This is a genomic window from Pedobacter sp. ISL-64 (genome assembly GCF_018613605.1).
In the GTDB taxonomy this organism is placed as follows: domain Bacteria; phylum Bacteroidota; class Bacteroidia; order Sphingobacteriales; family Sphingobacteriaceae; genus Pedobacter.
On record NZ_JAGGPU010000009.1, the window covers coordinates 116,870 to 136,339 of the forward strand.

A 19,470-nucleotide genomic window follows, 5' to 3' on the forward strand; every position below is an offset into this window, starting at 1 on the left:
AGTTAAATATGCTAATTAGCCGTTAATTGTGTTATTTATTTAATGCCGATATTAAAATTATATAAACTTTACCTCTCTCCCGAAAAGGAGTTTGTTAAAAAGCTGAAAAACATTTTGGGCTTTGTTCCAGGCAATGTTACGCTCTATAAAATGGCGTTCAGGCATCGTTCTGTAGCAAAAGTTTTAAAAAATGGAAGCAGGAGCAGCAACGAACGCTTAGAATTTTTAGGCGACGCTGTTTTAGGTTCGGTGATAGCAGAGCTGCTTTTTAAGCATTACCCCTACAAAGAAGAAGGTTTTTTAACCGAAATGCGTTCGAAGATTGTAAACCGGGCTAATTTAAATCAGTTAGCAAAGAAAATTGGTTTTGATAAGCTTATTCAGTTCGATCAGCGTTCAGTGAGCGTACAAACCAAGCACAATTCGATGCTGGGTGATGCTTTTGAAGCCATAGTGGGTGCCATTTACATGGATAAGGGTTACAACTTTACCAAAGAATTTTTATTGCGCAGGATTGTAAAACCACACATCGACATCCACACTTTAGAACTTACAGAAACCAATTTCAAAAGTAAATTGATCGAATGGTGCCAACGCCATGGTAAGGATGTAATGTTCGAACTGGCAGAGAATGGCGAAGGCGAAAGCGCTAAATTATTTACCATTAGTGCTGTAGTAGAGGGCGAAAAAGTAGGTACCGGACGAGATTATAACAAGAAAAATGCTGAAAAATTAGCCGCAGAGAAAGCTTGCGAAGCATTGAGCATATAACACTGGTTAATTGTTGAAACTGGTTAATCGGTTAACTGTAATGGCAAAGCCTTAAAACTTTCGATTTTTGCTAAAGACACACTCAACCCGAGCACTAAACTGACTAAAGACTTCGGACTAAGGACTCTCGACTGAGAACTAAAACCTACTTTCCCTTCCCTAGCGTATCCGTAAATTTCTTCGAAGATTCTTTAATGTATTTAATGTAATCGTAACTGTTCCAGTATTGAGCTTTATCAAATTCCGGGCGACAGTTTAACATGTATTTCTCTAAAGTATCGCCTCTTAATTCGGTATTGTTTTTAATAATGCTCTGGTTGAAGTATACGTCAATTTGCGATTGTTTGATTTCATTATCGGCATACCTGCCAAATCTCCGTGCATTTTTAGGGTCAGTGCCAAATAAGTTATATAGTGCATTTAAAGGACTGAATATAGCAGACAAAACGGTTGTTTTACCACCATTGTACACCCCCTTATTTTTAAACTCGCGCTTAATTTCGTCCAGATCCTCTTTTTTGGTATTTCCCCTAATGGTAACATCGGCTAGCGTAGTACTTCCTCTAACCAGATAAATTACCAGGTCTTTTTCATTGTTTACCACCACACGCTGATCGATCAGATCCCTTTTAATTACCAGTAGTGTATCACCAATTCTGGCCTTCAACTGGAACATACCAATGTCATTACTGCCCACACCTATTCCGGTGCGCAGGTTGGTAATTTCTGATAAGGCAATCCTGATATTCGAACCTTTTTCGATCACCACACCTTTCACAATAAAATCCTGTGCCTTTGTAATGAAGCCAATTGAGGTAAAGACGAAAAGTATAATGACAAATTTTAAATTTTTCATTGTGTGTTATTTGTGTTTCTCAATGTATCGGTATATTTCTTTGCCGATTCTTTGATGTATTTAACAGCATCGTAATTGCTCCAGTTAATGGTAGTGCTGCGTGTTGGGTAATAATCGAGCAAAAATTTATCGAGGTCTTTCCCTGTTAATGTTGTATTTTTCGAAACAAGGCTTTTATTAAAAAACTTATCCACTTCGATTAAACTTAATTCCTTTTTGTAATACCGGTTAAAGTTACGGGCTCTGGCTGGTGTTTTGCCAAAAAGCTCGTAAAAAAATGTTAAGGGGCTACCGCCAAAAGGACTGAGCAATACTAACGGTGGTTTACCTTCAAAAAACGAACCATTCCGTTTAAAATCCCTTTTTATTCCTTCCATTTCCTGTTTTTTGGTCTGGCCTTTAACCGTAACCTCTTCTAACATTGTGCTTCCTCTAACCAAATAGATTAACAGATCATCATCTGTTTTAACCACTACTTTTTGATCGTTCAGATTTCTTTTTTGGATCAGCAGGGTATCGCCATTCCGGGCGTTTAACTGAAAAATTCCGATATCGTTACTCGTTGCACCCATTTTACTGCGGATATTGGTAATCCCAGCCAAGGCAATCCGCACATTCGATCCTTTTTCGATCACGACACCTTTCAGCACAAAATCTTGAGCCTTGATTTTTAAGCCTTGTGTTAAGATGATCAATAAAAGAAAGAGGTTTAAATGATTCATGGTGTACTTAAAGTATCTAAATATTGTTTTGCTGATTTTTTAATGTATCCAGCGGCATCATAAGTATTCCAATCTTTAATCTGTTTATATTTCGGCCTGTAATCCAACATAAACTTATTCATTTGCTTACCCGTTAATGTTGTATTATTTTTGACAATTCTAACGTTAAAAAAACGGTCTATTTCCAATTCTCTGGTCTCATTTTCATAATAACGATCAAATCGCCTGGCATTTTTCCGCTCTGCACTAAACAGCTCCATGATGGCTGCGAGCGGGTAACGTGCATAATAAAGCGGATTTCTTTTCTTACCATAAAAATAAGTTTTCTTACGGTGTTCTAACCTAACAGCCAATAAGTTTTGTTGTTTGTTTTCTGCTTTAATTGTTACATCTTCCAACAGCATCTCGGCCCTGAATAGTTTTATAACCAAATCCTGATCATTGATGAGCACGACAGTAATATTGTCGAAGTGCCTTTTACTGATAACCAGGGTATCACCAATTTTGGCCTTGATCTGAAAGAAACCCATATCATTACTGCCAACCGATTGTTTGTTGTTGATATTGGTTACTACAGCCAATGCAATGCGGATCTGCGTTCCTTTTTCTAAAATAACGCCTTTAGCCGAAGTAATTTGAGCGAGCGTTTTTTTAGGCAAAAAGAACAATAGTAATGAAAGTGATAGCGTGATTAAAAATGCTTTCATATCTATAAGATATTTTTTGTAAAATTAACATTTGTTAATCTTGCAAACTGTTAAAGAAACGTTAATAACCATGAGAAAGCTATTGGGTGGATTTTATTTAGGCTATTCGGCAATCGTATTTTTTATACTCATGCTTATTGTTTGCCCCTTTATTCTGATCAGTACAGGTATTTTTAAGGAAAAAACAGGAAGAAAAATTTCATTCTATTTTTTAAAATTCTGGGCATGGAGCTTTAGCGTTTTAACTTTTTTATGGTTTACCGCAGGTGGAGAAAAAATTGACACTTCGCGGGCTTATATCTACGTAGGCAATCACAGTTCATTTTTAGATGCCGTGGCCATTGTAATCTGCATTCCACAGGCCTTCAGTCCACTGGGAAAGATCGAAATGCTTAAAATCCCGGTATTTGGATGGATTTACAAAAGTTTGGTGGTGATGATTGATCGAAGTAGCAGAGAAAGCCGAGACCATTCTGTAGCCGAACTGAGAAAAGACCTGGCCGATGGACAATCGATCCTGATTTTCCCCGAAGGGACAATGAATAAATCCAATCAGCCTTTAAATCCATTTTATGATGGCGCGTTTCGCCTGGCGATAGAAACCCAAACATCGATTTTACCTTTTGCGATATTGAACAGTAAGGAACATTTACCCCGAACAAACCCACTTTTACTCAACCCCGGGATGATTAGAACAGTATTTGGAGAAGCCATTGAGGCGAAGGGATTGGCTGCCGATGATCTGGAAATGTTAAAGGAAAAAACTTTCAACGCAATTTTAGCACTGTTAATAAAATAGCTAATCTTTATTTGAAAATGAGGGATTCGGTACTTTTGGCTAAAGCAGTCCTGCTCCGTTTTATCTCGATGGAAGAACCGGGGATGTTCACTCCCATCAGGTTTAGCAACAGAGGTTCTGCACCCTGTAGGTAACAGCCCCCTCCAAAAGCTGCCCAACTTTGTTAATTAAACCCGATTGTAGCGAGCACGCAGTGTAACGAAGTAAAGCGTAAAGCGGGGCTGGCAGCTCCCGAAGAAATACTGAACGCTGGTTTTCCCAATATTTAGAACATTGTTTTTTATTGTTATTTCCGTGCAGGTTCTGCCGCTTGGCCATTATTATTTCTCCTTTCGGCTTAAAACCCTATCTTTGCGCATGATAAAATCCATGACAGGATACGGCTTAGCAACAGCCGATTATGCAAATGCGAAGTATAGTGTCGAAATCAAATCGCTCAACAGTAAATTCCTGGAGCTGAATTTAAAATATCCTAAAGCTTTTTCTGATAAAGAGCTGATCCTGCGCAACATCTGCAGTAAAGACATCGAAAGAGGAAAGGTAAGTTTAAGCATCAATGTAGAGCGCACCAATGGTGAAGTTACAGGTGCTACCATCAATACGGCATTATTGAGTCACTACTACAAACAACTTATTGCCGTTAACAACGAATTGGGTGCTGGTAGCAGCAACTTATTGCAAACAGCATTAACTTTTCCTGATGTAATCAGTTACAAGGAAGAAAGTGTAAGTGAGGATGAGTGGAACCATTTATTTCAGATTTTCACCTCGGCTTTGGCCAATTTCAATAAATTCAGAGAAGATGAAGGCTCAGTTTTAAAGGCTGATTTAGAACTGAGAATTAAAAATATCCTTTCTTATTTCAAATCTGTTGAAGAATTAGAACCTAAAAGAATTACCGCAATCCGCGATAAATTTACCCAGTTTTTAGACGATGCTGTAGGCAAAGTAAATATCGATCAGAACCGTTTCGAGCAGGAATTGATCTACTACATTGATAAAATAGACATTACCGAGGAGAAAACACGTTTAAAAAGCCATTGCGATTATTTCTTGCAAACTTTAGCAAGCAAAGAAGCAAACGGTAAAAAAATGGGCTTCATTTCTCAGGAAATAGGAAGAGAAATTAATACCATGGGCGCTAAAGCAAATGACGCCCAGATGCAACAATTTGTTGTAGGTATGAAAGAAGAATTAGAAAAGATAAAAGAACAGTTATTAAACGTATTATAAGGAGAAAGACTAAAGACTAAAGCATAAAGCAGCTTTGGTCTTTCAGCTTTTTGCTTTCAGCTTACAAAATGAAACAAGGCAAATTAATCATATTTTCGGCACCATCAGGAGCAGGTAAAACCACTATAGTACACCATTTATTAACGAAATTTCCTGAGCTGAGCTTTTCTATTTCTGCGACTACCCGCGAATTGAGGGGGGCTGAAACACATGAAAACGATTACTATTTTATTAGTAAGGAAGAGTTTTTACACAAAGTTGCCCGCCAGGAATTTGTAGAGTTTGAAGAAGTTTATAACGGCACTTTTTATGGCACTTTACGTTCAGAGATTGAGCGCATCTGGAATGAGGACAAACATGTTATTTTCGACATTGATGTAGAAGGCGGTATCCGTTTGAAAAGAAAATATGAAGAAGATGCTTTAGCAATTTTTGTTCAGCCACCATCATTAGATGTTTTAAAAGAACGTTTAAGCGGCCGCGGAACAGATAGTCCGGAAAAATTACAGGAACGTTTTATCAAAGCTGAAAAAGAACTGCTTTATGCAGATAAGTTTGATGTGATTTTAAAAAATTACGATCTGGCTACAGCTTGTGCAGAAGCAGAGCAGTTGGTCGGAGATTTTTTGAAGAAATAGTTTTCTCAAAAAAATAGATTTTTTTAAATTAATCCGTCATTGCGAACCGCAGCGACGGGAAAAGAGTATAAGAGTGAAGCAATCTTTTTTTTTGCAAAATGGATTGCTTCGGCTCCCTCAGCCCAGCCTCGCAATGACGGATCATAAATACTGAAAACCGCAAACATGAAAACTGGTCTTTTCTTTGGTTCATACAACCCCATCCATACCGGGCATTTAATTATTGCCAATTACATGGCTAACCATACCGAGCTTGATGAAGTATGGTTGGTAGTTTCGCCACATAATCCGCTAAAAGATAAAAGTGGCTTAACCAATATGTACGACCGTTTGGAAATGGCCAAACTGGCGACAGAAAATGCAGAGCATATCCGAGTGAGCGATATTGAATTTTCGCTACCTCAACCATCATACACTATCGATACGCTCACCTACTTACATGAAAAATATCCTGAAAAGGAATTTGTGTTGATTATGGGCGCCGATAATCTGGTATCATTCAAAAAATGGAAAAACTACGAGGTGCTTTTAAAAAACTATCAGATTTATGTTTACCCACGCCCAGAGGCGAATGTAAGTGAATGGGAAAACCATCCTTCCATCACTTTTACCAAAACCCCTTTAATGGAAATTTCGTCAACTTTTATCCGCAAAGCCATTAAAGAGAAAAAGAATATCCAGTTTTTCCTGCCCGATAAAGTGATCGATTTCATTGAAGGCAAAGGAATGTATAAATAGCAGAGATCGATATTTCTAACCTATACAGCACCTAAAAAAACAACGGGCTTACAACATATTGTATTAAATCGATTACTTGGATTGGTTTTTGTTTAATTCGCCATTTGATTACTAATTTAGCGGCAGCAGATACAACAAAACACGTGAAAAAAAACTTATTTATACTCATTGCCCTTTGTGGCGCTGCATTCTCGGCAAGCGCACAACAGAAAACCTATTTAGAATTATTGGCCAATCAACCTAAATGGGTAGATTCGGTTTTTAACAAACTTAACCGTAGAGAACGTATTGCACAGATGTTCTTTGTTAGGGCACATACCAATCTGGGTAAAAAATATACCGATTCGGTTGGTCAGGTAATTAAAAAAGAACAATTGGGTGGGGTTATTTTTTTTCAGGGAGGCCCCGGTCGGCAGGTTTTAGCCACAAACGCTTATCAAAAACTGAGTCGGGTGCCATTAATAGTGGCAAATGATGGTGAATGGGGCCTGGGCATGCGTTTGGATAGTACCATTTCTTATCCTTATCAAATGACTTTGGGTGCCATCCAAAACAAAGAATTATTGTATAAAATGGGCCTTGAAGTGGCTAAAGATTACAAGCGCATGGGGATGCAGATGAATTTAGCTCCTGACGCGGATATCAATAACAACCCCAAAAACCCTGTAATCAATTACCGTTCTTTCGGCGAAAATAAATATAACGTAGCCACTAAAGTTGCCGCTTATATGAAAGGTATGCAGGATGGTGGCTTATTAACTACGTTGAAACATTTCCCTGGTCATGGCGATACCGATGTAGATTCGCATTACGATTTACCACAGCTTACTTTCTCTGCTACACGTTTAGATACATTGGAGATGTACCCTTTTAAAGAGCTGATTAAACAAGGTGCATCGGGGGTGATGATTGCCCACATGAACATCCCATCGTTAGATGCTACACCAAACCTACCTTCTACCCTATCTAAACCGATTGTTACGGGCATTTTGAAGCAGAAATTAGGCTTTAAAGGTTTGATTATTTCTGACGCGATGGATATGAAAGGCGTGGTAAAATATTTCAAAGATGGTGAAGCTGATTTAATGGGTATCATTGCTGGAAACGATATTATTGAGCTATCTGAAAACAGCGACAGGGCCATTAAATTGGTGCGTAAAGCCGTAAGGCAGGATCGTGTAAGTATGGCCGAAATAGACCAGAGTGTGCGTAAAATATTGACTGCAAAATACTGGGCAGGCCTGGCCAAACGCGATACGATTGTAACCCAAGGTGTTATTGCAGGTGTAAACCGCAAGTCGAGCAATGCTTTGGTGCAAGAGCTGGCAAATGCATCGGTAACGCTGTTAAAAGGTAAAGATTATATCAAGCGCCTCATCCCGATCAGAAGAACGGCCATTATCAGTATTGGTGTACCTTCGGTTACCACTTTCCAAAAAGAGGTTTCGAAAGGTTATTATAACTCTGTTTATTATGTGCTGGATAAAGATGCCAGTGCTACTCAGATTTCCAACATTGCCCGCGAAATCGGCGCATTCGACCAGGTGATTGTGGGTATTCACGATAGTCGTGCAAGACCAGCCAATAATATTCCGCTAAATGCAGGTGTAAAGAACTTTATTAAAGAATTATCGGCAAAGAATGCTGTTTTTGCGCTCTTTGCAAATCCATATAATCTGGCTGGTTTATCGGGTTTAGAAAACAGTAAAGGTTTGGTTGTTGCCTATCAAAAAGAAGATTATATGCAAATTTCAGCTGCTGCTGTAATTAATAACAGATTGGCACCAACAGGAAAGTTGCCTGTAGGCGTGGCGCCATTCTATAAATTTGGAGATGGTCTTTAACCCCTCCAACCCTCCCTTAAAAGAGAGGGCTTTAATTCGAAAAAGAATTGCATGCCGAATGAGTAAATCATCCGGCATTTTTTATTTATATATTTTAGCTCCGGAAATACAGAGTTTACAGATAATCAACCAATTGCTTTGGTCTTTCAGCTTTAGTCTTTTAGCTTTCCCTAAAACAATTTCACTTTCAAAACGATTATCTAATATAAAACCTTAATGTTATGATAGATCCAGAAGATGACAATTATTCAAACGATCCGAATGATGCTTTACGCAGAGAGGATGATGTTGAAAATATCAACGAAATTAATGGCGACGACACCAACATTGAACATGATAAAGATCTGTTGGAACAAGCCGACGAAGCATCAAGGGCTTCCTATGAGTTAAACCTCGATGATGAGCTAGATGGAGATGATTTAGACGATTAACAAAAAAGCCATCCTGATTTTACATCAGAACGGCTTTCTTGCTTTTTTAGGCTCCGGCTATTGTGGTTGGGCCTTAACCCTCACACCCTCTACCTTAAACCTCTATTTGGCCTTCGGCTTATAAGTTTGGGGATTAACCGCGGTGGTTGTCCATCCTTTTAAAAATGAAGTGATTTTCTTTACATCATGCCCGACTTTCTTTTTACCATTAGCGCCAATTTCTTCGGTTTCTAAGTAAGAAGAATTTTCGATGTGTAATACTTTGCCTTTCCCATCCAGAATTAAAAATACCGGAAAACCAAAACGTTGAGGGTAGCCTAAGCTGGCTAAAACAGTTTCGTTTTTATTTTCAGGGCTGTAATTAACCAGAACGGTTTCAAAATTATCGTTAATGTATTTTTTTAGCGTTGCTGTGCTGTCAACCAAATTATGGAATGCAATACACCAGCTGCACCAATTACCACCAACCTGTAACAAAACATGTTTATTTTCTTTGGCTGCTTTTGCAACCGCAGCAGCAATTTCAACTTTAGCGTCTGCTTTTGGGTTATAGATATGAACACCTTCTTTTTTCGCCTGACTAAACGCCGCTGTCGAAATTAACGCGGCAGTTAATAAAATGATTAATTTTTTCATGATTTTCGATGAATAATAGCAAATGTAATAAAGTCTAGTATTACAATGGATTATTTGCGAATTCTTTACAGAACGGAAACAGTCCGTAGAATGGAAAGGATTAAGAACGAAGGTTTAATCAAATATGAATTTTACATTATCCATCTCCAATTCTCCATCTTCATTTTACATATCTTTGTTTTCCAATGGATTTTTTAGACATACATACCCACAAAGTTGCCACCCAACCTGGGGTAACCAGCATTCAAAGTTTGTCGTTAACCAGCGATATCTTTTTGGCAATGCCTAAAACCAAGGCAATTTCTGTTGGGATCCATCCCTGGTTTGCTAAAATTGATCACCTCGAACTACAGATGAAATATCTAAGCGTTGTGGCCAATCAAACAAATGTGAAACAGATTGGAGAGTGTGGTTTAGATCGGTTGAGGGGTGAAAACCTGGAAAATCAGACCATAATCTTAGAAAATCAGATCGAATTGGCAGAAAAAATTAATAAACCATTGATTTTACATTGTGTTAAATGCTTTTCAGAGTTAATTGCAATTAAAGAACGATTAAAAGTTAAAGTACCGATGATTATCCATGGTTTTAACAAAAATGAGCAGCTTGGCCAACAGCTATTGGATAAAGGTTTCCTTCTTTCCTTTGGAATAACTGCTTTAAAAGAAAATTCGGGTGTAGCTAAGCTGATTCAAAGTACCGATCAATTTTTCCTGGAAACTGATGATTCGGATATCTCAATTGAAGAAATTTACCAAGCCACAGCCATTTTAAAAAAATGTAGCATTGATGAGCTTAAAGCTCGTATTTTTGCAGACTGGAATAAATTGATTTTAAAGAAATAACCACAGATAGATAACATCTGTGTTCATCTTTTACATCTGTGGTAAAATAGTAAATATATGTCTGATGTTAGCTGGCTTTCGCGCTCTGCCCTCCTTGTTGGGAATGATGGAATAGATAAACTCCAATCGAAACACGTTTTGGTTATCGGTTTGGGCGGTGTAGGCTCTTTTGCTGCCGAATTTATCTGCCGTTCAGGCATTGGCGAAATGACCATTGTTGATGGTGATATAGTTGACCCGACCAACCGGAACAGGCAGCTACCTGCTTTGGCGACCAATCATGGTGTGAGCAAAGCCGAAATAATGCAAGAGCGTTTATTGGCCATTAATCCCGAACTAAAACTTCACGTGGTAAATACTTTTCTTAGTCCTGAAAAATGCAGGGAAATTTTAGAATCTGGCTTTGATTACATTATGGATTGCATCGACAGTGTAATGCCAAAAATCACTTTATTGGGAACTGCTCTTGAAAAGAATATCCCTATTGTTAGCTCAATGGGTGCTGGTGGCAAAATGGATCCTACCAGAATAAGGATTACGTTACTTCCTGATACTTATCAATGCGTTTTTGCGAGTTATGTGCGTAAAAGGTTAAACAAACTTGCAAATGCCAGCAAAATAAAGGCTGTTTTCTCAACAGAAGAAATGGACAAAAACTCGATGATCATGACTGATGGGAGTAATTTCAAGCGCTCCGCTTATGGCACAGTTTCTTACCTGCCTGCAGCATTTGGCGGTGCCTGCGCCTCGGTTGTAATCCGCGATCTGCTTGGTCTGCCAATTGAAATGGCCGAACGCCCTGCAAGGATCAGCCATAAGACATTGAATAAAAGGAAAAGTAAAAAATCCTAATAGAGGTAGAATTGTTGATATCATGATTTCGGGAAAATTTTAAATTGTTGTAAGTTAGGGTAAGATAATAATGAATCTCTAGTAACCACCCCGCCCTATGGGCACCCCTCCAAAGGAGGGGAATAAAACACAAAGCAAGAAAATGCAAAGGAAAACTAACACCCCTGCCGATTTAGGCATCCAGAATTCCCCTCTCCCAGAGGGGTGTCCGCAGGACGGGGTGTTAAAAAGTACGTTACAAAAAGATTTAGTAATTAACGGAATAACACTAAAGCTAGCACCTATAACAGATTTACCTTATCAACCTCGACTAAAAGAAAAAGCTAAAGCATTGCGACAGGCTGGCAACTTACCAGAAGTTTTATTCTGGATGCAGGTAACGAAAAAGCGTTTCTACAAAATAGATTTTGACAGGCAACGTATAATCGGAAATTACATCGTTGATTTCTACATCAAACAACTTGGCTTAGTAATTGAAATCGATGGCTGTAGTCATGATGACAAACAGGATTATGATAAACTAAGAGAAGATTATTTAATCTCTTTGGGATTAAAAGTATATAGGATTACCGTTGACGATGTGATGAAAAATATGGATTTTGTAATCATGGGATTAGAGGATTATATCGTTAGAGTTTACGGGGATTAACTTACCGTAATTAAATCAATTAGATGCGACGTTAAAAACAATATTTAACCACCCCGCCCTGCGGGGTACCCCTCCAAAGGAGGGGAATTAAGAAAACAATATGCCCCAAGCCCTCAAAATTCTTCAGGCCTCCGCAGGTTCCGGTAAAACATTCAGTCTTACCGCTCATTACCTTACTCTGCTTTTTAGCGGAGACAATAAGTATCGTGAAATTTTAGCGGTAACCTTTACCAACAAGGCGACCGAAGAAATGAAAACGAGAATCCTGGAGGTGTTGCTCGGGCTAGCAAAAGGCAATCCATCGAAAAAAATCGAAGACTATCGGAAGCTTATTTTACTCGCCTATCCAATATTAAGTCCACAGGAGTTACAGTTTAAAGCAGACAAGATTTACCGGAAAATTTTGCACGATTACAGCCGTTTTTCGGTAAGTACGATTGATGGTTTTGTACAAAAAGTAATCCGTGGTTTTGCTTTCGAGTTGGGACTAAATGCCGATTATAATTTAGAAATGAATTATGACAAGGTAAAGGATGACCTCGTAAATAAACTGGACGAAGCTTTAGACCATAATAAACAGCTCTTACAATGGATCATCGATCTGGCTATCGAACGCATTAGTGACAATAAAAGCTGGAACTATAAATTCGAACTTTATAATTTAATTGGAGAAATATTTTCCGAACGTTTCCAGATTTTTGAAGATGCGGTAAGCACCCTTGGTTTAGAAAACGTCGACGAATTATTTAAAAAATACATAGAAGTTACCAAAACAGAAATCAAGAACTTTGAAGAGGAACTGATTTCTCTGGCAACCGAAGCGAATGAAGCCCTGAATGTAATCGGTGTAGAAACCGAACATCTCAAAGGGAAATCGCGTAGCCCGCTGGCTAAAATTATCCTGGTTGCAAGAGGCGATTTTTCTAAGATAGAACCACTATTCAATTTAATCGACGAACCCGATGAGTGGTTTCAAAAAAATGCAAATTTTCCGGAGGCTTACGATACGGTAAATCCGATCCTCCAGAAATTAAAAACGCATTATTTAGCACATTTACCAAATTATAGCCTGGCCATCGCTTTTAATAAAAATCTTTACTATTTAAGGTTGATGCAGGAAATTGCCGTATTATTGAAAGAGTACCGGGCTGAAAATGACAATCTGCTCATTAGCGATGCGCAAAAACTGATCTCCGGAATTACCGAAGATGCAGGTGATAACCCTTCTTTTATCTGGGAAAAAGTTGGCAACCGCTACCGTAATTTTTTATTCGACGAATTTCAGGATACCTCTACCAGCCAATGGGGAAGTTTTAAATCGCTCTTAACAAATGCGATGGCCACGCCTAGTCAGGATCTGATCGATCACCTGATTGTTGGCGATACCAAACAATCTATTTACCGCTGGCGCAATGGCGACTGGAACATCCTGCATAAATACGCCAAGTTAGACGTTGGCGCAGAGAATGTACTGGAGGAAAGTTTGGAAGAAAATTATAGAAGTGCCGAGAACATTATCACTTTTAACAATTTCCTTTACAAAGCTATCCCTTTAACGCTGCAGAACGAACTGAACGAAAACCTCGCAAGCAAACCTGAAAGCATCTCTAAATGGTGGCAGGAACAGCATTACCAACAGATTATTACTGATATTTATAGTGGCTCAACCCAGAACTTTGCCACCAATACCTTAAAGGGTGGAACCATCAAAATTAAAAAGTTCGGCAAAGATCATGCACCTAATGAAGCGCGTTTTACCGAAACCGTTTTCAGGGACATTGCTTTAGACGATATTGTTGAAGAAATAAATCATCTCAAAAACCAGCAGCAGTATGCCTTAAAGGATATTGCCATTTTGGTTCGTTCGAACAGTGAAGCCTTACTGACGGTTAAAAAATTAATGGGGCATAACTTACCGGTTTTATCGGGCGATGCTTTATTGATTTCGAACAACTCGGCTATCCAGCTCATCATCAATACCTTGAAAGTGCTCATTGGTTTAGAATCGCAAACAGCATTATATAAAGCCAATTGTATTGCGCTATATCTTTCCTTGCACGAGAAAGAGATCAATGCCAATTATTATTTAAACCTTAACAATAAGCCTTTAAACACACTCACCGAAGTTTTACCCGTAGCGTTGTGCGAGAACTGGCAAAGCTGGTTACAGCTTCCCTTGCCTGAACTGGTTGAGATTTTAATTGAAAGCTATGAGCTAAAAAACCTGACCGCCAATTTACCCTATTTGTTGGCTTTTAGAGATCTCACCGCTTCTGCCGGCAAGCTTGGCGAAAAAGGTATAATTTCCTTTTTAACCTGGTGGGAAGAAGATGGTATCAAAAAATCACTACCCTCGCCAGAAGGTGCAGATGCCATACAGATCATCACCATACATAAATCTAAAGGACTTGCCTTTAGGGCTGTTTTTGTACCTTTTTGCAACTGGGAAATTAAAGGTAAACCGAATGGCACTTTTTGGGTCTCTTCTGAAGAAACGGTTTACAAGGAACTTAAAGGGATTCCTTTAAAATACAATGAAGCCCTGGCCGATTCGGCCATTGCAAAGGCATATTATGAAGAGTTACTTTATAATAATATGGATGCATTGAATATGCTTTATGTGGCTACCACACGTTCAAAAGATTATTTGTACATCGCCACGATGGCAAAAAAAGAGCTAAAATTGTCCAATATGGGCGATGTGATCAATTTTACTTTCGATGAGCAGTTTGATGAAAACGGGGTATACGAAATCGTAGATAATGTCTCGATCGAAAGTAAATCAGAGGATTCGAATTTTATCAATTTAAATAGTTATCCAACCACAACCCGATTATCAGAGCTATATATCCCTTCAGAAGACAAACATCTAAAGCATTTGGTCAATATTGAAAAATCAGGAAGAAAAGGTTCGTTGTTACATGATATCCTGGCCAGTGCAAGTACTTCAAAAGAGGTAAATGATTATACAAGCAATCTGGTTTTGCAAGGCACTATCAAGGAAGAAGAAAAGCAGAAATTAATCGATTCGGCACTTGAAGTATTAAACAATCCCGAACTTAAGGCCATTTTGGATAAAGCGAGCGAAAGTATCGTAGAAAAAAATATTATTGATGCCCATGGTAAGCTTCATCGCCCCGATCGGGTTTTGATCAATGCAGATGAGGTAATTATTCTGGATTATAAATTTACCTTGGAAGAAAGCGACAAACACATCGAGCAGGTAAACATTTACAGAATATTGCTTACTGAAATGGGTTATCAAAATATCAGAACCTATCTTTTCTATGCAGTTAAAGGTAAGTTGAAATTAGTATAATATGCAGATGAAACCATTTTTACAGGAAGTTGCCGAAGATTTAGTTACCAGATTTGGAAATCAGCTTGAAAACTGTGCCATTGTTTTTAACAACAAACGGCCATCAGCCTATTTACAGAAACACTTCGCCGATATTATTGGCAAGCCTTTTTTTAGTCCCTCATTTTTTACCATACAAGAGTTTTTTGCCAGTTCTACAAGTTATAAAATAGCCGATTTTTACCTTCAGTTTTTTACTTTACACCGTATTTATAACCAACTGCTTGCTGAAGAGCAGCTAGAAAGCATTTCGAGCCATAAGTTTTTTCCCTTGGCCAAAATCATCCTAAGTGACTTTAATCAGATTGATGCCGACCTTGTTGATGCAGAGAAACTATACCGCGATCTGGAAGACATTTCAGTGATCAATAAAGATTTCGATTATTTAAGCCCTGAGCAGTATGAGTTCCTAGCCCAGTTCTGGACATCCTATTCTGAAGGAAAACACAAAAAACAACAGGAACTGTTCATCAGGATGTGGCGCAGGATGCCCAAGCTTTACCATAAATTCCACTCAACGCTTAAAGAACAGGGATATTTAACCAATGGCTCTGTTTATCGCCACCTTGCCGATAACATTACCGATCACCAGCAGTTTATTTCGAATTTTGATAAGGGCAAGATCATTTTCGTTGGTTTTAATGCTTTGAGCAGTGCTGAAGCTAAAATATTTACCCAACTACAAGAAGCTGATAAAGCATTGTTTTATTTTGATGCTGATACTTATTATTTAGATGATATATCGCAAGAAGCCGGTTTGTTCTTACGCAAAAACATGATCCAACTGGGTTTAAAAAATGTATTTGCCGACCATGAAAGTTTAATGAAAACTGCAGAACACCATGTGAAGGTTTTCAAAGTTCAAGGGCAATCGGCACAGGCCAAAATTCTGAATAATATTTTAGAGGAAGATTATACAGCTACTGAAACTGTTGGTAAAACAGTGGTGGTTTTGGCAGATGAAAGCCTATTGATTCCCACGCTGCAAACGATTCCAACTAACCTGAACGGAAAAGAAATTGACCTCAACGTAACGATGGGTTTTGCGCTGTCAACCTCAAGCATTTTTGGCTTGGTCGATTTATGGCTGGGCAGTCAGTTGGAGATTTTACAGCGGAATAAAGTAAGCTATAAAAATGTAGAGGCTTTTTTAACCCATCCCTTAACAGGCCTTACCCAAAAAATGCGGGATAAAATTTTAACCGCATTGTTAGAAGAAAACCAGGTGGAGATCGATCATAAACGATTACTACGCCAAAGTGGGCTGTTTGAAGCTTTTTATAAAAAAATTGATGATCCGCAGCATGTAGTAACCAATTTACTCGATGTATTGGATTATGTGTTAACAAGATTATCGAATGCGAAAACATTAAAAAAAATCGATGCAGAACTGTTTGTAAAAACCATACAGGAGCTAAATAGGCTACACGATACTTTTAGCAACCACATCGGTAAAGAGGAAATCCTTTTTGTAATTTACCTCGTTCAAAAATCGCTGCAGGCCATTGCGGTACCACTTTCAGGCGATCCACTGAATGGGATACAAGTAATGGGATTACTCGAAACCCGAAACTTAAATTTCGATAAAGTGGTAATTTTGGGATTCAATGAGGGTATTATTCCAAAATCATCCATTGGTAACAGTTTTATTCCTGATTCTATACGCCGTGTTTACGGCCTTCCGGTTCTTGAAAATCTTGATGCCATTTCATCTTACATGGTATACCGTCTATTACAAAGAGCAAAGAATATCAATTTTGTCTATAATAGCTTAACCGACGAGTCTACTTCAGGCGAAGCCAGCAGAATTTTAAAGCAGCTTGAGTACGAAAGCGGCTTCGATTTTGCATATAATGAGCTTAATCTGGAGGTAAAAACCGAGCCTTTTAAGGAAGTAAAGATCGAGAAAACCAATAATGCCTTTATCCAGGAAACGCTTCAGAAATACCTCGATAAAAAGAAGATACTTTCGCCATCGGCACTTACCCAGTATATCTCCAACCCGATAGATTTCTTTTTCAATTACATTGCAGGCATTAAAGAGCCTAAAGAGATCAGTGCAGTGGTAGAAGCCAACGAAATAGGTTCGATTTTACACAAAGTGATGGAGTATTTTTACGAGGATTTAAGGTCAGCTGAAATTACTGCAGAGCGGATTAAAGAGAAACGGAAACAGATTCCCACTTTGATACAAAAAGGTTTTAATGCCGTGATGTTTAAAAATCCCGATACAGTGATGGAATATAAGGGTATGCAAAAGGTAATTTTATCGATTGTTGATGCCTATGTAAACATCATTTTAAATCAGGATGAAGCACAAACGCCATTTACAATCATTAGCCTAGAGCAAAAAGTAGAAGCCGAAATCAGTTTCCCGCTTAAAGGAAGAGAAGCCAGCGTTAAAATATTTGGTTTTATAGACCGTGTTGACGTAAAAGATGGGGTAACTAAAATTATTGATTACAAAACAGGAAGTGATAAGTTAACCTTTAAAGACATCCCTGAATTATTCAATTCTGATGGCAAACATATCAACAAAGCTTTAATCCAAACTTTATTGTACACCTATGCTTATGAACAATTCTCGGGCAGAACTTTTGTAGAACCCAACCTGTATGTTGTAAAAACAATGAGCGTAGATGGCGTTTGGTTTAAGTCAGGCAGGCAAAACCTATCTGGAGCTTATTTGGAAGAAATTAAACCGGAGTTTCTTGCCGAGTTAAGAAAAAAGTTAACCGAACTTTTCGAAGCACCTTATTTCGTTGCCAGTGCCATTGAGGATAATTACAAATATTCGATTTATAAAACGCTGTTTGGAAAATAGGTTTGGCTAAAGCCAGTTAAGCATTCTGCATTTTAGCTGTTGGCTGAAGCCAACAGCTATGAATGATCGTCGTGTTGCAATATAAACCCTGCTATTCAATTCATTGCAGCCTGCTTCAGCTGGCTGTAACAATAACATATCTCCATCTGGCTTTAGCCAAAACTCAACCTTTAACATTTGCAAATAAAAAACCTTATATTGGTCTTAGTCAAAAACTTAAACTATGTCGCATGTAAGAATTTGGGTTCACCTGGTGTTCTCAACCAAAAACCGACATCCCTATTTAACAAAAAATATCCGCTATAAAGTTCAAAAGCACATTATGGAAAATTGTAGAGAAAAATCTATTTTTCTACAAGCAATTAATGGATATACCGAACATATACACTGTTTGATATCTCTAGGAAGAGAACAAACAATTGCAAAAGTAGCTCAGCTCATAAAAGGTGAATCATCATTTTGGATCAATAAAAATATGCTAACAGACATACCTTTTATGTGGCAAGATGACTATTTTGCCGTATCCGTTAGTGAATCTGGTTTGCAAGCAGTTACCAATTATATTAAAAATCAAGAAATTCATCACACCAAAAAATCTTTTGAATCTGAAGTCAAAAAATTTGAAGACAAGTATGGATTTATCTTAGAAAAAGAAGATCTTTAAAAATGCTAACCTTAAATTTCACAAAATTCCCCATACTCGAAACGGAACGCTTAATCCTCCGTGAACATGATCTTGCTGATGCCGAAGCACTTTTTGCCATGCGTACCAATGAAACGGTAATGAAATATATTGACAGAGAAAGGCCCAAAGATATTTTTGAGATCAAAGATTTTATCTCACGTTTTAGAAATGGTTATGAAAATGGTGATAACCTGGCCTGGGTAATTGCCTTAAAAGAAAACCCTAAACAAATGGTCGGTTCAGTAGGTTACTGGCGCACTGATTTTGCCAACCACAGGGCTGAAATTGGCTACATGCTCCATCCCGATTATTGGAGAAAAGGAATTATTTCGGAAGCATTAAAGAGATCAATTGCATTTGGCTTTGAAGAGGTTAATCTACACACCATCAGCGCCAACATTAATGTCGAAAACGATGCCTCAAGGCAAATGCTGATTAAACACGGTTTTGTAAAAGAAGCACATTTTAAACAAGATTATTATTTCAGGGGCCAATTTCTGGATAGCGAAATTTATGGCTTATTGAACCCAAATCATTAAATCATGGTAAAAAATGAGGCTTTTAATAAAAAGGGGCGTCATCTCGACCGGAGCATGGCGGAGCGGAGAGATCTATTATGCGCCAGTCTCCTATTTATACGATAGCAATAATATTATTCATTTTAAGAAGATATTTCGAAAAAAGCATAAGCTTTAATACAATAAGCGTATCAAAAACACAATCGCCCAATATTATTTCTTCTTTTAACAGCTAAACAAAAAATACAGCATCAAAATGGCTAAATAATTAGCAGAATTACCTATAATTATTACAAAACATAGGTATTATAGCCTTTGGTTTCAAAGCGATTAATAATTATATTTGCCACCGTTATTAAAATTT

At 38.0% G+C, this 19,470-nt stretch carries 18 protein-coding genes; 14 read left to right on the forward strand and 4 right to left on the reverse strand.

What is annotated here, in order from left to right:
* The first annotated feature begins 42 nt into the window (after positions 1–42).
* The gene (rnc, locus tag J7E57_RS13800) at positions 43–771 is read left to right on the forward strand and encodes a ribonuclease III (RefSeq protein ID WP_215124919.1); all 729 of its coding nucleotides are present in this window, start codon (positions 43–45) and stop codon (positions 769–771) included.
* 145 nt (positions 772–916) lie between these two features.
* Here rnc and J7E57_RS13805 read toward each other — a convergent pair whose 3' ends face one another.
* Genes J7E57_RS13805 through J7E57_RS13815 form a run of 3 tightly spaced genes read right to left on the reverse strand, consistent with a single transcriptional unit; the run spans position 917 to position 3,056 of the window.
* Positions 917–1,627, reverse strand: a complete 711-nt coding sequence (locus tag J7E57_RS13805) for a hypothetical protein (protein WP_215124918.1) — start codon at positions 1,625–1,627, stop codon at positions 917–919.
* Positions 1,624–2,349 (reverse strand): hypothetical protein, encoded by a 726-nt coding sequence (locus tag J7E57_RS13810; protein ID WP_215124917.1) that lies wholly within the window; start codon positions 2,347–2,349, stop codon positions 1,624–1,626. Before J7E57_RS13810 ends, J7E57_RS13805 begins: the two co-directional genes overlap by 4 nt.
* Positions 2,346–3,056, reverse strand: a complete 711-nt coding sequence (locus tag J7E57_RS13815) for a hypothetical protein (RefSeq protein ID WP_215124916.1) — start codon at positions 3,054–3,056, stop codon at positions 2,346–2,348. Before J7E57_RS13815 ends, J7E57_RS13810 begins: the two co-directional genes overlap by 4 nt.
* A 70-nt stretch (positions 3,057–3,126) precedes the next feature.
* On the opposite strand from J7E57_RS13815, the gene J7E57_RS13820 reads away from it, so the two are divergent.
* The 6 genes from J7E57_RS13820 (at position 3,127) to J7E57_RS13845 (ending at position 8,739) form a co-directional block, all read left to right on the forward strand.
* Positions 3,127–3,855, forward strand: coding sequence for a lysophospholipid acyltransferase family protein (locus J7E57_RS13820; RefSeq protein ID WP_215124915.1), 729 nt, complete (start codon positions 3,127–3,129; stop codon positions 3,853–3,855).
* 369 nt (positions 3,856–4,224) lie between these two features.
* Complete coding sequence (locus J7E57_RS13825) at positions 4,225–5,088, forward strand: YicC/YloC family endoribonuclease (protein ID WP_215125003.1); 864 nt, start codon at positions 4,225–4,227, stop codon at positions 5,086–5,088.
* Positions 5,089–5,156: 68 nt separating this feature from the next.
* Positions 5,157–5,726, forward strand: a complete 570-nt coding sequence (gene gmk / locus J7E57_RS13830; RefSeq protein WP_215124914.1) for a guanylate kinase — start codon at positions 5,157–5,159, stop codon at positions 5,724–5,726.
* A gap of 165 nt (positions 5,727–5,891) precedes the next feature.
* Positions 5,892–6,464, forward strand: a complete 573-nt coding sequence (gene nadD, locus J7E57_RS13835) for a nicotinate (nicotinamide) nucleotide adenylyltransferase (protein ID WP_215124913.1) — start codon at positions 5,892–5,894, stop codon at positions 6,462–6,464.
* A gap of 143 nt (positions 6,465–6,607) precedes the next feature.
* The gene (locus J7E57_RS13840) at positions 6,608–8,308 is read left to right on the forward strand and encodes a glycoside hydrolase family 3 protein (protein ID WP_215124912.1); all 1,701 of its coding nucleotides are present in this window, start codon (positions 6,608–6,610) and stop codon (positions 8,306–8,308) included.
* Positions 8,309–8,529: 221 nt separating this feature from the next.
* Complete coding sequence (locus J7E57_RS13845; protein WP_215124911.1) at positions 8,530–8,739, forward strand: hypothetical protein; 210 nt, start codon at positions 8,530–8,532, stop codon at positions 8,737–8,739.
* 102 nt (positions 8,740–8,841) lie between these two features.
* Here J7E57_RS13845 and J7E57_RS13850 read toward each other — a convergent pair whose 3' ends face one another.
* Positions 8,842–9,375 carry a thioredoxin family protein gene (locus J7E57_RS13850; protein ID WP_215124910.1) on the reverse strand — a complete coding sequence of 178 codons (534 nt, stop codon included), beginning with the start codon at positions 9,373–9,375 and terminating at the stop codon, positions 8,842–8,844.
* A gap of 185 nt (positions 9,376–9,560) precedes the next feature.
* On the opposite strand from J7E57_RS13850, the gene J7E57_RS13855 reads away from it, so the two are divergent.
* The 7 genes from J7E57_RS13855 (at position 9,561) to J7E57_RS13885 (ending at position 19,127) form a co-directional block, all read left to right on the forward strand.
* Positions 9,561–10,220 (forward strand): TatD family hydrolase, encoded by a 660-nt coding sequence (locus J7E57_RS13855; RefSeq protein WP_215124909.1) that lies wholly within the window; start codon positions 9,561–9,563, stop codon positions 10,218–10,220.
* Positions 10,221–10,277: 57 nt separating this feature from the next.
* Positions 10,278–11,072: a ThiF family adenylyltransferase gene (locus tag J7E57_RS13860; RefSeq protein ID WP_215124908.1), complete on the forward strand. Its 795-nt coding sequence runs from the start codon at positions 10,278–10,280 to the stop codon at positions 11,070–11,072.
* Positions 11,073–11,169: 97 nt separating this feature from the next.
* Positions 11,170–11,721, forward strand: coding sequence for an endonuclease domain-containing protein (locus J7E57_RS13865; RefSeq protein ID WP_215164995.1), 552 nt, complete (start codon positions 11,170–11,172; stop codon positions 11,719–11,721).
* A 100-nt stretch (positions 11,722–11,821) separates the two neighbouring features.
* The gene (locus J7E57_RS13870) at positions 11,822–15,040 is read left to right on the forward strand and encodes a UvrD-helicase domain-containing protein (protein ID WP_215124906.1); all 3,219 of its coding nucleotides are present in this window, start codon (positions 11,822–11,824) and stop codon (positions 15,038–15,040) included.
* A gap of 7 nt (positions 15,041–15,047) precedes the next feature.
* Complete coding sequence (locus J7E57_RS13875; RefSeq protein ID WP_215124905.1) at positions 15,048–17,903, forward strand: PD-(D/E)XK nuclease family protein; 2,856 nt, start codon at positions 15,048–15,050, stop codon at positions 17,901–17,903.
* Positions 17,904–18,126: 223 nt separating this feature from the next.
* Positions 18,127–18,567 (forward strand): IS200/IS605 family transposase, encoded by a 441-nt coding sequence (gene tnpA / locus J7E57_RS13880; RefSeq protein WP_215124904.1) that lies wholly within the window; start codon positions 18,127–18,129, stop codon positions 18,565–18,567.
* Between the two features lie 2 nt (positions 18,568–18,569).
* The gene (locus J7E57_RS13885; protein ID WP_215124903.1) at positions 18,570–19,127 is read left to right on the forward strand and encodes a GNAT family N-acetyltransferase; all 558 of its coding nucleotides are present in this window, start codon (positions 18,570–18,572) and stop codon (positions 19,125–19,127) included.
* Positions 19,128–19,470: the final 343 nt, after the last annotated feature.